This window comes from Deinococcus rubellus, assembly GCF_025244745.1.
Classification (GTDB): domain Bacteria; phylum Deinococcota; class Deinococci; order Deinococcales; family Deinococcaceae; genus Deinococcus; species Deinococcus rubellus.
The window spans coordinates 1,635,472-1,649,261 of the sequence record NZ_CP104213.1 but is presented as its reverse complement, the minus strand read 5'-3'; the positions used below and the strand labels follow the sequence as shown (position 1 = coordinate 1,649,261).

11 protein-coding genes are annotated in these 13,790 nt (G+C 68.8%); 8 read left to right on the top strand and 3 right to left on the bottom strand.

What is annotated here, in order from left to right; translation table 11 throughout:
- Positions 1-17 precede the first annotated feature (17 nt).
- Positions 18-1,025 carry an ATP-binding protein gene (locus tag N0D28_RS08600; RefSeq protein ID WP_260559127.1) on the top strand — a complete coding sequence of 336 codons (1,008 nt, stop codon included), beginning with the start codon at positions 18-20 and terminating at the stop codon, positions 1,023-1,025.
- Between the two features lies 1 nt (position 1,026).
- Positions 1,027-2,139 (top strand): vWA domain-containing protein, encoded by a 1,113-nt coding sequence (locus N0D28_RS08595; protein ID WP_260559126.1) that lies wholly within the window; start codon positions 1,027-1,029, stop codon positions 2,137-2,139.
- Here the strand turns inward: N0D28_RS08595 and N0D28_RS08590 are convergent, their stop codons facing one another.
- Entirely contained in the window at positions 2,140-2,688 is a 549-nt protein-coding gene (locus N0D28_RS08590) for an HAD family hydrolase (RefSeq protein WP_260559125.1), read from the bottom strand.
- Between the two features lie 58 nt (positions 2,689-2,746).
- Between N0D28_RS08590 and N0D28_RS08585 the strand changes: the two genes are divergently transcribed.
- Complete coding sequence (locus tag N0D28_RS08585) at positions 2,747-4,165, top strand: hypothetical protein (RefSeq protein ID WP_260559124.1); 1,419 nt, start codon at positions 2,747-2,749, stop codon at positions 4,163-4,165.
- A gap of 167 nt (positions 4,166-4,332) precedes the next feature.
- Here the strand turns inward: N0D28_RS08585 and N0D28_RS08580 are convergent, their stop codons facing one another.
- Together N0D28_RS08580 and aroE are read right to left on the bottom strand one after the other, a co-directional pair.
- Positions 4,333-7,713 carry a CHASE domain-containing protein gene (locus tag N0D28_RS08580; RefSeq protein ID WP_260559123.1) on the bottom strand — a complete coding sequence of 1,127 codons (3,381 nt, stop codon included), beginning with the start codon at positions 7,711-7,713 and terminating at the stop codon, positions 4,333-4,335.
- On the bottom strand, positions 7,710-8,561 hold the full coding sequence (aroE, locus tag N0D28_RS08575) for a shikimate dehydrogenase (protein ID WP_260559122.1): 852 nt from the start codon (positions 8,559-8,561) through the stop codon (positions 7,710-7,712). The genes N0D28_RS08580 and aroE overlap by 4 nt, the downstream gene beginning before the upstream one ends.
- A 314-nt stretch (positions 8,562-8,875) precedes the next feature.
- Here aroE and N0D28_RS08570 point away from each other — a divergent pair, with 314 nt between their 5' ends.
- The 5 genes from N0D28_RS08570 (at position 8,876) to N0D28_RS08550 (ending at position 13,780) form a co-directional block, all read left to right on the top strand.
- Positions 8,876-9,907, top strand: coding sequence for a PhoH family protein (locus N0D28_RS08570; protein ID WP_260559121.1), 1,032 nt, complete (start codon positions 8,876-8,878; stop codon positions 9,905-9,907).
- 109 nt (positions 9,908-10,016) lie between these two features.
- On the top strand, positions 10,017-10,193 hold the full coding sequence (locus N0D28_RS08565) for a hypothetical protein (RefSeq protein ID WP_260559120.1): 177 nt from the start codon (positions 10,017-10,019) through the stop codon (positions 10,191-10,193).
- Positions 10,194-10,329: 136 nt separating this feature from the next.
- A complete protein-coding gene (locus tag N0D28_RS08560; RefSeq protein WP_260559119.1) occupies positions 10,330-11,682 on the top strand; it encodes a DUF4129 domain-containing protein in 1,353 nt (450 codons plus the stop codon).
- Positions 11,679-12,647, top strand: coding sequence for an AAA family ATPase (locus N0D28_RS08555; RefSeq protein WP_260559118.1), 969 nt, complete (start codon positions 11,679-11,681; stop codon positions 12,645-12,647). Before N0D28_RS08560 ends, N0D28_RS08555 begins: the two co-directional genes overlap by 4 nt.
- Entirely contained in the window at positions 12,644-13,780 is a 1,137-nt protein-coding gene (locus N0D28_RS08550) for a DUF58 domain-containing protein (RefSeq protein WP_260559117.1), read from the top strand. Before N0D28_RS08555 ends, N0D28_RS08550 begins: the two co-directional genes overlap by 4 nt.
- Positions 13,781-13,790 lie beyond the last annotated feature (10 nt).

Sequence of the window (13,790 nt, the reverse complement as noted above, 5' to 3'; positions counted from 1 at the left end):
CCCGGAGGACACCCCACTTGACCCTGACCCCTGTCGAACTGCAACGCTACCTCTCCGCCCTCGTCGAGCAGAACCTGCCCCTCTCGACCATGATCTGGGGACCGCCCGGCGTAGGCAAATCCAGCATCGTGGCGCAGATCGCCGCCGCCCACGAGCTTGAGTTTGTGGACGTGAGGTTGTCGCAACTTGCGCCCACCGATCTGCGCGGCCTGCCCGTCGCGGAGCACGGCATCTCACGCTGGTATCCGCCGGAGTTCTTGCCGACCGGGGGCCGGGGGATTTTGTTTCTGGATGAGGTCAACATGGCCCCGCCCACCATGCAGGGCATGGCCCAGCAGCTCATTTTGGACCGTAAGGTGGGCAGCTACGAGCTGCCGCCGCACTGGTTTGTCTGGGCGGCGGGCAACCGCAAGGAAGACCGCGCCAGCGTGTTCGACATGCCCGCGCCACTGGCTAACCGATTCCTGCACCTGACGGTTCGCAGCGACTTTGATTCGTGGCGCGGCTACGCGCTGGGCCGCAATTTGCACGAGCAGATCATCGCCTTCCTGACCTTCCGGCCCGAACTGCTGCACCGCCTCGACCCCACCCAACCGGCCTGGCCGAGTCCGCGTGCCTGGGAAATGGCTTCGGCCCTGTGGCGCAGCGGGCTGGACGTGGCCCCGGCCATCGGTGAGGCGGCAGGCGCGGAGTTCGTGGCTTTCGTGCGCCTCTACGAGCAGCTTCCCGATCTGGGCGACGTGCTGGACGGCGGCGGGCTGGGCCTGCGGCTGCCCCCCGAGCCGAGCGTGCGCTACGCGGCGGTGGTGGGCCTGGCGGCGCGGGCCAAGGACGCGGCGCAGGCCTACAACGCCTTTCGCTGGCTGGCGAACGGAGCGGGGCCGGAGTGGTTGCAGCTCTATGTGGCGACGCTCGTGAGTAAGTTCCAGGCCCAGGGCCACCTGGCCGACCTCGTCGAACTGATGCAGCGCGACCCCGAACTGGCCGCACTGGTCGGCAGCGCGGCAGAACTGGCGGAAGCCTGAGATGACCCGGCCCGACCCCACCTTCGAGCGCCTCGTCTCCGGCTCACGGCTCAGGCTGCGCGGCAAGAGCGCTTTCTTCGCCACGCTGCTGCTGCACGCCGACATCGTGCCGAGCCGGGAAGTGCTGCTGGCCGGAACCGACGGCGAGCGGGTCTATGTCAATCCCGAGAACGCGGCCACCTTATCCGCCGACAGCTTTGACGGTCTGCTTCTGCATGAGGTGCTGCACGCGGCCCTCTCGCATGTGCCCCGGCGTGGCCCCCGCGAGAAGCAGAAATGGAACCGCGCTGCCAACCTGATTGTCAACGGCATGGTGGCGCAGGCGGGCCTGCCGGTGCCGCCCGACGCCGCCCGCGACGAGCATCTGGAGCAGCTCAGCGTGGAGGAGGTCTACGTTTCGCTGGGCGAGAGTGACGAGGACGACGGCGACAGCGATCTGATGGACGGGCCGCCGAGCGACGCGCCGCCCAAGGGAGAAAAATCCAGCGACGTCAAGCGGCAGTGGGATCAGGCACTGGCCCAGGCCCGCAGCGTGGAAGCCATGACCGGCAAGGGCGACGACCCGCTGGGTATGCACCGTGAACTCCGGCGGCTGGAACCGGCCCGGCTCGACTGGCGTTCGCAACTGTGGCGCTTCCTGGCACGCACCCCGGTGGATTTCGGCGGCTTTGATCGGCGTTTTGTCGGGCGCGGGTTGTACCTGGAAGCATTGGACGACGAAAGCCTGCGCGCCCTGATCGCGGTGGACACTTCCGGCAGCGTGGACGACGACGCGGTGCGGGCGCTGATCGGTGAGGTGCAGGGCGTGCTGGGCGCATACCCGCACGTGCAGGCCACCCTCTACTACGCCGACACCGAGGCCTATGGCCCCTACGAGTTGCGCCCCGGCGACGAGATTCCCGCGCCTCAGGGCGGCGGAGGCACCGATTTCCGGCCTGTCTTTCGGGAAGCCGAGACCGCCGAGCCGGACGTCATTATTTACCTCACCGACGGCTACGGCGACTTTCCGCTCCAGGCTCCCCGCGCCCCGACATTGTGGGTGGTGCCGCCGGGCGGACTGGAGGACAGCGGCTTTCCGTTCGGAGATGTGTTGAGGCTGGAAGACGGGCAGTAGTCACCCCTTCAAGCGCCAGCCACGCTTTTCCAGCGTCCGCAGATTGGGTTCAGCAGCGATGGACAGCAGGTACGGCGCGAGCCGCTGCAACTCGTCATCGCCTTCCTCGCCGCACCACTCACTGACCCGCACCAGATGACCGTAGCTGCAGGCGTAGTTCTCGGCCCGGTCATCGACCACCAGAATCCGCTCAGGTGGATAGCGCCCGCGAATCCAGCGGGCCTTGAACTTGCGGGCAGGCTTGAAGAAGGCGAACTGACCCTCGGCGTCGCGCCGAAAGGTGCAGCGCTCCCGGTGCCACAGAAAGAAGGCGCGCTCACGGAGGTCGAAGCCGGTGGCCGCCTGAACTCCAGCCAGCCCTTCGAGCATCCAGTCCTCAGTGGCCGCCGTCCAGATGGCCAGATCGTAGGCCGTAGACACCGCCGTCAGAAATTCGGCCAGATGCGGGCGCAGGCTCAGTTTCAGGCCGCCCGGCACCCGGACGCCGTGCCACAGCGTTTCATCGAGGTCAAGGACCAGCAGGGGTCGGACAGGCGCGGGCAGGCTCAAGGTTCGGGCAGTCTAGCCGCTTCGCTCCCTTTCCCTGCGCTGCTCTAGAATGCCCGGCATGACCGCCGAACCCGCCCACCGCCTGCCCAGCCTGGAGGCTGCCCTGGACGCGGCGAGCAATCCGCGTGCGCCTGCCGGAGAGCTGGCGACCCTGGCGGCCCACCCGGACACGCGGGTGCGTGCCGCCGTGGCCGCCCACCCCAACACGCCGCCGCACCTGCTGGGGCTGCTCGCGGAGCGCTTCGCCGCCAAGGTCTTGCACAATCCGGCCCTGACCCTGCTGCGGCTGGCCCGCCCGCACCTGCTCTCGGAGTTTCCCGATGTGGGCGTGGCGGCGCTGGCGGCCCTGCCTGACGCGCCAGACTGGGTGCTGGACGCGGCCCTGCGGCACGAGAGTGTGAACGCGGTGCTGGCGGTGGCGCGCAGGCCGCAGCTCAGCGAAGCGCGTGTCAGGATGCTCGCGGAGAGCGGGCTGTGGCAGGTGCGCGAGGCGGCCGCCCTGCGCCCGGACCTGCCACCCGATCTGCTCGGCAAGCTCGCCAGCGACGACGACTACGATGTCCGCAAGGCAGTGGCGCTGCGAGACGACGTGCCGGAAGGACTGCTCAGCGGGCTGGTGCACGATTCGCACAGCATGGTCCGGGCGCACGTGGCCCGCCGCCTTGATCTGCCGCTGGCCCTGATCGCGCGCCTGGCAAGCGATACCGACTCCGACGTGCTCTCGGTGCTGGCCCGCCGCCTCGACTTGCCGCCCGCGCTGCGCGAACAACTGATGGACAGTGACGATATCGGCGTGCGGGCCGCCACCCTGCAAGCCTGGGCGGTGCCGGAAAGCTGGCTGCGCCGCGCTGAGCAGGACCCCGAGCCGGAGGTGCGCGCCGCCCTGGCCCACCGCCCCAACCTGGGGCCGGAAACCCTGCTGCGTCTCGCGCACGACGAGGCCGAGCCGGTGCGCCGGGCACTGCTGGAACGCGACGATCTGCCCGACGACGCCGTGATCCGGCTGGCCCACGCACCCGAACAGGACATCCGGCTGCATGTCGCCAGCGCCCTGAACCTGCCCGAAGCGGCCCTGGACGTGCTGATGACCGACGAGGACGCTGCCGTGCGGACGGTGCTGGCGGTGCGCCCCGATCTGGGCGAGGTCCGGCTCTTACAGCTCACCGAGGATGCCAACGCCGAGGTGCGCCGGGCCACCGCCCTGAGTCAGCAGGCCGCAGGGAACGTGCTGACTCGGCTGTGCTCGGACACCAACGCCGGGGTGCGCCGCGCCGCCGCCCTGCACCCGGCCCTTACGCCGGAGCAGCTCGCCCGCCTGGCTGCCGACCCCGACGCAGGCGTGCGCCTGAGCGTGGCCTCGCGCGCCGGGCTGGATAGAGGCCTGCGCGACCAGCTCAGCCGCGACCCCGACCCGCTGGTGGCGCAGGCAGCCGGGCAAGGCGATCAGCAGGCAGCGCAGCACTTTCTGCACCCTTAGAGCGTGTTGTGGCTTCTAGCGCCCTCCGTCTTCAGGGGAACGAGTCGCGGGAGAGGCCAAGGTTGGGCAATGACGTCCGTCCATGACAAGTGGGAGAGCGCAGCGAATGCACACTGAACTGACCCAAGGGACACACTGCTGAGTCCCAATCGCACGCCATTCAGTCTTTAATCTCCCACCTCACTGCCCGTTCCAGACGCCACCGGCATGTTCTCGGTCAGTGGGGCCGCTGCAGAATCTTCGACCAGATGCGGCAGGGCCACGTAAAAAGTCGCGCCCTCGCCCAGTTGACTCTCGGCCCAGACGCTGCCGCCGTGACGCAGCACGATGCGCCGGACGTTGGCCAGCCCGATGCCGCTGCCCTCGAACTCGTCGGCGCGGTGCAGGCGCTGAAAGACCCCGAACAGCTTGTCAGCGTAACGCGGATCGAAGCCCACCCCGTTGTCGCGGACTTCCAGAACCATCTGGGTGTCGGTCTGGCTGGCGCGCAGGCGCACGGTGGGCTGCTCGGCCCTGGCGCTGTACTTCACGGCGTTGCCGAGCAGATTGAGCAGCACCTGCCTGAGCAGCGAAGCGTCGCCGCGCACCTGCGGCAGCTCGCCTACGTCCCACTGCGCTTCCCGGCCCGGCGAACTGAGTTGGAGTTCGGCGATGACCTCAGCCACCAGATCGGTGAGCGAGACCCGACTCTGGCGCATTTCCTGACGGCCCATCCGCGAGAATTCGAGCAGGTCGTCAATGAGCTGGCCCATTCTGGAGGCCGCATCACCGATGATGCCCATGTAGCGCTGCCCACGCGGGCCAAGGCTGCTGCCCGTGTCTTTCTGGAGCAGGTCGGTAAACCCGACGATGTGGCGCAGCGGCGTGCGGAGATCGTGCGAGACACTGTAACTGAAGGCTTCGAGTTCGCGGTTGGCTTCCTCGAGTTCGGTGGTGCGCTGGGTCACCCGCTCTTCCAGGGAGGCGTTGAGTTCGCGCAGTTCTTCCTGGGCCTCGCGCACCCGCCGCGAGAGCTGGGCACTTTCCAGGGCCACGCTCAGGCGGCTGGCGAGTTCCTGGGCCAGTTCCAGGTCGCGGTCACGGACCTTTTGCCGGAAACCCAGCGCCAGCAGCATGGCCTCGTCACCGCCCTGAAGCCGCTTGCCGCCCAGCGGAATCAGCAGCAGGCCCGAGAGGTTACTTTCGAGCAGCGCTTCTCCCTCGACGACCACCGGATCGGTGCTGGTCAGTGCCTGCTGCGCGCCCGCGACCACGTCAGGGTGCGAGAGCAGCAGCACCTCTCGCACATGCCCGCGCACCTGGCTGATCGGCGAGGCCAGATGGCCCGAGGCGTACTTGATCCACAGCGCCGAGAGCGACGTGAAGCGCTCATTCATCAGACTCAGGGCGGCGCGCAGGCCCGGCACGCCGCTGTCGGGCATCAACCCCTCGCCGCCGATGAGCTGCCCGCTGATGGCCGCGATGAGCCGCGAACTCCACTCGGCATACACCTGATCGTCGATGTCGGTGCTGGTGCCGACCCATTCGAGCAGCTGCCCCTGCCCGCCGTGAATGGCGACGCTGCGGGTCACGAAGGTGTGGTAGGTGCCGCCTGCGCCAAGCAGGCGATGCTCGAATTCGAACGGGTCGTGGCTGCCCAGCGCCTGCGCCCAGCGGCGACTGAACTCCGGGCGGTCGTCCGGGTGCACAGCGTCCAGAAAACGGCCCCCGGCACGCTCCCCGCCCACATAATCGTGCCAGCGGCGGTTGAAGTAGGTCGGCTGGCCCTGCGCGTCGGTCAGCCACACCACCTGCGGCATGCCTTCCAGCACGCCCCGGTAGCGCTCCTCGTTGTGCAGGGCCAACCGCTCGGCTTGCAGGCGGTCATGCACGTCACTGACCGAGAAAACCCACTCGCTGACCTGTCCACCCGCATCCAGAATCGGTGCGCCCACCAGCACGAAGTAGCGGTAGGCAGTCTCCACCTGTAGTCTCAGCTCCAATACCATCGTCTGAGCACTGCGGCTCGACGCTTGCCAGGCACGCTCCAGGGCCGCGCGGTCTTCCGGGTGCAGCACGTCGCGGATCATCGCCTCGCCGAACATCTGCTGGTACTTGACGTTGCGGTAGGCCACCTCGTCGCCGTTGCTGGTGACCCACAGCGGATACGGCACGGCTTCCAGCACGCCCTGGTAGCGCCGCTCCCCGGCCTTGAGGGCGCGCTCGGCGTCGATGCGCTCGCTGATATCGTGGATGACCTCGAGCTGTCCGATGACCTCGCCGCGCTCGTTTCTGACGGCGCTGCGCTGCATCTCGCCGTAGAAGCGCTGCCCGTTGCGGCGGCGGTAGACGGTGGTGACGCGCTCCAGGGACGTGCTGCGGTCAATGCGCCCATCGGCATGCAGGGCGGCGATGCTCTGGCCGCGCAGATCGTGCGGCGCGTAGCCGAACTGATGCTCCAGCGCGTCGTTGGCGTAGAGCACCAGATTGTTGGTGTCGGTAAAGACGGCGGTGTCGTGCATCGAGCGGAAGATCGCCTCGAACTCGGCCCGCGCCCGCTCCAAGCTGGAGCGCGACAGGGCCAGCGAGCGGCTGATGTCCTCGGCGCGCAGCCGGGCGCGGACCTGGGCCTGAAACAGCAGGGCGGCGAGGCTGCCGACCAGCGCGCCCGCCAGCAGCACCAGCCAGGGCGCAGCGGCAGCCCAGTCGCGCCCGAAACTGGCCAAAGCGGCGTGGGTCACGGTCCAGGTGCGCCCCGCCACCTCGATGCGCGAGGTATCCTCGAAAGCTGCGCCCGGAGTGACGCCGCCGTAGAGCAGCGACGGGCCGTCAGTGATCTGGAGTTCGAGGTTGAGGTTGGCGGCCCGGCGCTGTTCGCCGCGCAGACTGCTCACCAGATCGCTGAGGCGCACCGGCACGTAAACGAAGCCGTACAGCGCTCCGCCGCGCGCCACCGGCAGGTACAGGATCACGGCGGGCTGAGCCGCCCCCAGATCGTCGACGAGTTGCAGCGGCGCGGTGGCCACCGGCTGGTTGAGGCGGCGGGCCTCATCGATGGCGGCCCGGCGCAGCGGCTCACTGTACATGTCGTAACCCAGCACGGCGGGCGTGTTGCTGCCGGGCGGCTCGGAAAAAGTCACCGGCACGTGATTGCCCGCAGTAGCCGGATACACCGTGAAGGTCGGTAAGCTGCGGCGCTGGTCCTGGGTGTAGATGCTCAGCAGGGTGGGCGGCACCCAGCGGGCAAAGCCCAGGAGGCGTGCGCCGGGCAACCGCTGCGGCAGATTGAGATCCTGGACATAGCGCCCGAAGGTGGCCCGGTCGATGTCGGCCCCAGTGCTCCACAGCGCCCGCGTGGAGATCATCACGTTGACGTAGCTGTCGAGCCGCCGCATCAGGCTGGCGTCGAAGGTCGCCACCTCGCGCTGAAAGCGGGCGCGCTGCTGCTCGGCCACAAAATAGCCCACCAGCGCCGCCAGAACCGCCGAGAGCAGCAGCGCCAGCAGCAGCACCACCAGCGGCGTGATCCGCAGGGCCAGGCGAGGTCGGGGCAGCCGGGCAACGCTCACAGCGGCGCTCCCCGGTCCAGCCCGTGCAGGCGCAGGGCATCCAGAAAGACCTTGATCCCGATTTCACAGCCGGTCCAGGCGATGAAGGCCAGCCGTGCCTGCTGGGCCAGCATCCCCAGACCATTCTCGGCGCGCAGGCCAGCGGCGCGGGCCTCGCGCATCATTCGGGTCTCGGCGGGCTTGTAGACCATGTCGTAGACGAGCGCAGAGGGCGGCAGGGCAGCGAAGTCGAAGTCCAGCAGTGGCGTCTGATCCGGGTCGTTCAGTCCTGCGCTGGAGGCGTTGACGATCAGCGACACCTGCTCCCAGGAGACGGCAGCCCGGTCCAGCGCCTGGCCACCCAGCGCCGCCGTGAGTGAGCGTGCCCGGTCCGGGGTGCGGTTGACCACGAACACTTCCCGCTGCCGAAGCCGCAGGGCGTAGACAGCGGCCCGCGCCGCACCGCCCGCGCCCAGCACCACGGCGGGGCCGCCTGCATCGCCCGCGTCCGACAACGCCGCCGCCAGCCCTGGCGCGTCGGTGTTATCGCCGTGCAATTGACCGCCCACATTGATGACGGTATTGATGGCCCCGATGGTCCGCGCTGCGCCGCTGAGCGAGTCCATATAGGCAACTGCCGTTTCCTTGTGGGGAATGGTGAGATTCGCGCCCAGCACGCCCTCGACGCGCAGCGAGGCGAGCGCCTGGCCCAGTTCGGCAGCACTGACCCAGCGGGCGCTGTATTCGCCTGCCAGGCCGCAAGCCGCAAAGGCCGCGTTGTGCATCACCGGGGATAAAGTATGAGACACCGGATCGGCGAATAGGTATGCCTGCACCGGACGACCTGCCGGTTTGGCCTTCTCCCTCATCACAGCTCTCAGTCTAGCGGGCTTTGGCTGCCCGGCGTAGGCTCCCCGGCACAGGGCATTGCTTCACCCTCCTGTCAGAATGCGGGACGCGGTGAGGGAAAGGCAGAATGTAGACCAGGGCACGGCCCCGCCGACAGATGCAGCGGAAAATGACAGGCATCAGAAACGCCCATCCTGTCCGCTTCCCCCCGCCGCGTACCGGGGGGCTTTTTGCCGCCTGAGCCTCTCAGGCCAGGATCTGGCGACGCTACCCGCCTCCCTGCTGCCCGTCACCCTTCACGCCCGTTTCGCCGCCCAGGCGGCCAGGAGCCATTTTGAACGAACAGACGCTGATCACCGCCCAGATTCACCTCAACTCGCCCGAGGAAGCGCTCCATCTGCTCGGCACCAGCGACAGCAATCTGCGGCGCATGCGCGAACGCACGCCTGCGCGCCTCACCGCACGCGGCGACACCATCAGCGTCAGCGGGCAGGACGCGGGCCAGGTGGCCGCCGCCGAGCGCATGATCAAGGACGCGCTCGAACTGGTGCGCGGCGGGCATGAGCTGACGCCCGAAGCGGTGGACCGCATCGCCAACCTGAACGGCGAGGGCCGCAGCCTGGCCGCCGAGACCAGCAGCGCGCCGAGCCTGCCGCGCGGCATCAAGCCCAAGACGCCGGGCCAGAAGGTGTACCTCGAAAAAGTAGAGACGAGTGACATCACCTTCGGCATCGGCCCGGCGGGCACCGGCAAGACCTACCTGGCCGTGGCGATGGCCGTCAACGCCCTCAAGGCCAAGAAGGTCAAGCGCATCATCCTGACCCGGCCCGCCGTGGAAGCCGGAGAAAAGCTGGGCTTCTTGCCAGGCGACCTCCAGGCCAAGATCGATCCTTACCTGCGCCCGCTCTACGACGCCCTCTACGACATGCTCGATCAGGAGAAGTTCGAGTCCTACCTGACCAGCGGCGTGATCGAGGTGGCCCCGCTGGCATTCATGAGAGGAAGGACTTTGAACGACGCCTTCGTCATTCTCGACGAGGCCCAGAACACCACCGGCGAGCAGATGAAGATGTTTCTGACCCGCATGGGCTTCTCCAGCAAGGTGGTCGTGACCGGCGACGTGACCCAGATCGATCTGCCGCGCCACGTCACCAGCGGGCTGGCAATTTCCAAGCGTATCCTCAGCCAGATCGAGGGCATTGCCTGGCATGAATTCACCGACGTGGACGTGGTGCGCCACCCCCTGGTCGGCAAGATCATCCGGGCCTATGAGCAGGCCGAGAATGCCGAGCAAGACAAGCGAGCGGCGCGCCGGGGCGACCTCCAGAGCCTGCCGGAAAACGAAAGGGACAACCAGCAGGGCTGAGCCGGGGGCAGAGCCGCAAACCAAGCCTCAACCTGGCCTGCGTAAACGCCAGGTCAAGGGAAGACTCAGCGCCCAGACGCTAGGCTGAGCGCCACAGGAGGGCCTTTTTATGACCGATAACCACGGTATCAATTCCGACGCACCCAAACCGCAAGACCTGCCCGAAGCGCCCGAGCATGCCCAGAAAAAGGGCCTGGACGCCCACGACGTCGAGGAGATCGGCAGCATGATCACCTCCGACCCGCCCAGCAGCAACATGGGCGAGAGCAGAGAAGACGAGGACTGAGCTGCCCCTCGACAAGCACAGAGCAGGAGCGTCCGGGGCAACTCGGGCGCTCTCTTTTCCGGTGGACACCGCGCTGGTTGGCACGGCCATCCGGCAACTTTGAAAGGCCCCGCCGCATACTGACCTTGATGCTGACATGCTGACGCGCCCGCTGCTGCTTGCCTGCCTGCCCTGGACGGCGCTGGGCTGGCAGCCCTGGTGGCTGTGCCTGCTCCAGAGTGGAGCAGTGGCCTTCACCGTCAGTCGCCGGGAGCGCGCCGCCCTGCCGCCGGGGTCTTTGTTCGTCAGCCTGCTGCTGCTGGCCCTGCTGGGGACACTGACACACTGGCCCGATCTGAAAAGCGCGGCCCTGACCTTCGTGGTGACCGGACCTCTCTCGCTGCTGCTGGCAGCAGGCATCGGCGGCGCGCAGCAGGGGCAGCGCTGGGCGCTGGCGATCCCGGCGGCCCTGCTGCTGCTCGGCCCCACCTGGCTGGGCGTCCTGGGGCTGCTGCTCGGCGCGCTGGGACTGGGCGGCCCGGACCGTCAGGCGGAGTCGGGGCTGAAACCGCAGGGCAGGCCAGGTCTGGGCTGGCCCATGCTGCTGACCGCCGCAGTGGCGCTGCTGACTTTTGCCCTGCTGCCCCGGCCTGCCCTGCCCCACCTGGACCGCACCCCGATTGACGTCGTCCAGCGGGTGCCCGACGCGCCAGCGTCGGTGCGTCCACCCGCCCAAAATCAGGTCGGCAAGCCCAGGGCCGCGCCCCGGCTCGCCCCGGACCGCAGCCTGCAAGCCTTGCTCGACGCCTCCAGCCTGCCGCTGCTGGGTATGGCACTGTTGTGCCTGGCGGTGCTGTGGCGGATGCGGCCAATCAAAGGCCAGCCGCTGAAGTGGTGGGCACTGCTGCCCATTGTGGGACTGCTGGCAGCGGCAGGACTCTTCGTTCTGGGTCTTCTCCTTCAGCCGCAGCCGCTCTACCGGGTGGTGGGGCGCATCGTCGAACCGGCGGCGAGGCAGGTGACCCCGGCGGGTGGCGGAGCCGGGCGGCAGACCGCGCCCCTGCCACTGAACCTGCCGACCTGGCTGATCTGGACGGTGGCGGCACTGAGCTTGCTGCTGCTGCTGCTCATTGCCTGGGCCGTGCTGCGGCTCAGGGAACTGCCGGACGACACCGACGGCCCTGCGTTGACGGACCCCCCAGACGGCCCCACTGACGCGCCGACGGGCCGGGTGCGGGCGGCCTACGCCGCCACCCTGCATGTGCTGGCCCATCACGGTCTGAGCCGCCTGACCAGCGAAACCCCCGACGAACTGCTCAGCCGCGCCGCCGTTCGCTGGCCCGAGGCCGCCGCGCCGCTGGCACAACTGACCGGGGCCTATTCCCCGGTGCGCTACGGTCAGGCCGCCGACGAAAGCCAGGCCGAGGCTGCCGAGCACAGCGCCGCCGAGGTGCAGTCTCTCCTCGACGCCTCCCCCGTTCCCGACTTCCCCCTTCCGAGGTACCCATGACTGAGCCCGCTCAACCGTCCGATCTGCAAGCCTGGGCCGAGCGCCTGGAAAGCAACGTGGCCCGCGTGCTGGTGGGCAAACAGCAGGTGACCCGGCTGGCCCTGGCCGCCGCCCTCGCGGGCGGACACCTGCTGCTCGAAGACGCCCCCGGTACCGGCAAGACCATGCTGGCCCGCGCCCTGGCGGCCTCGCTGGGCCTGGTGTTCAAGCGGGTGCAGTTCACGCCCGATCTGCTGCCCAGCGACGTGACCGGCGTGAGCGTGTACCGGGGGGGCGAGTTCAGCTTCGTGCCGGGCCCGATCTTCACCGGGATACTGCTGGCCGACGAGATCAACCGCGCCACCCCCAAAACCCAGTCGGCGCTGCTGGAGGCGATGGGCGAGGGGCAGGTCACCGAGTCGGGCGTGACGCACCGCCTGGAGCAGCCGTTTTTTGTGATGGCGACCCAGAATCCGGTGGAACACGAGGGCACCTACCGCCTGCCGGAAGCGCAACTCGACCGTTTTCTGATGCGGCTCTCGGTGGGCTATCCGGCGCTGGAGGAGGAGGTGGCGCTACTCGCACGCCTGCAAGGTGTCCACCCGATTGGCACGCTGGAGGCGGTGGGCACGCCCCAGGAACTGCTGGCCGCCCAGGCTGCCGCCCGCCGAATTTATGTCGATGAGGAAGTGCGGCGCTACATCGCCCGGCTGACAGCGGCCACCCGCGCCCACCCCCAGGTGCTGCTGGGGGCCGGACCGCGCGCCAGCCTGGCCATGCAGGGCATCGCCCAGGCGCTGGCTGCCCTCGCAGGCCGGACCTACGTGCTGCCCGACGATGTGAAGACAGCGGCTCCCTTTGTGCTGGCCCACCGCCTGAGCCTGGGCACCGAGGCGCGGCTGCTGGGCATCAGGGACGTGCAGGTGGTCGGGGAGGTGCTGGCCAGCGTGCCAGTACCAGCTGAAACCGTGCCCGCCCGCCCGTGATCGTCGACCCGTGGACCCTGGCCTGGCTCGCTGTGCTGCTCTTGCTCGTGGGCCTGATCTGGGCCGCCTACCGGCAGCCGCCCAAATTGGAACTGAGCCGCGAACTGCCGCCAGCAGGTTTCGTGGGCCGTCCGCTGCCCTACCGGGTGACGGCGCAGCTGCGCTCGCGGCTGCCACTGCGCTACGTCATAGAAGACGCGCCGCCGCTGCGGATCATCGCGGACAGGCAACTACGCTGGGGCGGCTGGCTGTGGCACTCGGGCGCAGCGCAGCTCAGCGGCGAGGTCAACCTCAACACGCGCGGCGAGTACCACTGGCCCGATACCGTGCTGCGCTGGGCCGATCCATTCGGGCTGTTCTGGCGCAGCGTCCGGCTCAACTTTCCCACCCGGCTGGAAGTCTATCCTGGCGTTCACGGGCTGCGGCTGCCCGATCTGCTGCGCCCGCTGCTCTCGGAAGGCGCGCTCAGCCGCACGCTGGGCCTGGACGACCCGCTGAGTCTGCGCGGGGCGCGGCCCTACGTGCCGGGCGACCCGCCGGGCCGGATTCACTGGCGGCTCTCGGCGCGCAGCGGCGAACTGACCGTGCGCGAACTGGAGCGCACCGCCAGCAGCCGCCTGATGGTGTACCTCGACCCGCGCGGCGACGCGGTGTTCGCGGAGAGCGCCGTGCGCCTGGCGGCCAGCCTGGTCCAGGAAGCGCTGCACCTCGATCTGCCGGTCTCGCTGAGCACGCCGGGCCACGCGACACCTTCAGGCCGCACCCCTCAGGCACTCCGGGCGGCGCTCTCGCGGCTGGCGACCTTGCAGCCGCTTTCCCCCGGCGAGGCCCTACCCAACATGGCAAGCGAGTTGACCTTTCAGGCGGCGGGCAGCAACCTGATCGTGCTGACCCAGCGCGCACCCACCGATCTGCTGACGGCGGCGCTGCGGGCCAGGACCAGCGCCAAACGGGTGGTCGTGGTGGTCATGCCGGAGGGCTTCTATCTGGAGCCTGGCGAGTCGCCGCGCCGCCAGTGGGCGGGCCTGCCGGACAGCGTGCGCGACCTGGAAAGGCAGGCGGGCGTGCTGGCCGACGCCGGGGTGCTGGTGTTCGTGCTGCGCGGCAACCAGAGTGTGCTGCGGCTGGCATGAGTGCGCGGAG

Bases quoted from the DNA above. Each gene is read 5' to 3' on its own strand.
- N0D28_RS08595 (WP_260559126.1), top strand. From the start codon at position 1,027: ATGACCCGGCCCGACCCCACCTTCGAGCGCCTCGTCTCCGGCTCACGG.
- N0D28_RS08555 (WP_260559118.1), top strand. From the start codon at position 11,679: ATGACTGAGCCCGCTCAACCGTCCGATCTGCAAGCCTGGGCCGAGCGC.
- aroE (WP_260559122.1), bottom strand. From the start codon at position 8,561: ATGAGGGAGAAGGCCAAACCGGCAGGTCGTCCGGTGCAGGCATACCTA.
- N0D28_RS08565 (WP_260559120.1), top strand. From the start codon at position 10,017: ATGACCGATAACCACGGTATCAATTCCGACGCACCCAAACCGCAAGAC.
- N0D28_RS08585 (WP_260559124.1), top strand. From the start codon at position 2,747: ATGACCGCCGAACCCGCCCACCGCCTGCCCAGCCTGGAGGCTGCCCTG.
- N0D28_RS08560 (WP_260559119.1), top strand. From the start codon at position 10,330: ATGCTGACGCGCCCGCTGCTGCTTGCCTGCCTGCCCTGGACGGCGCTG.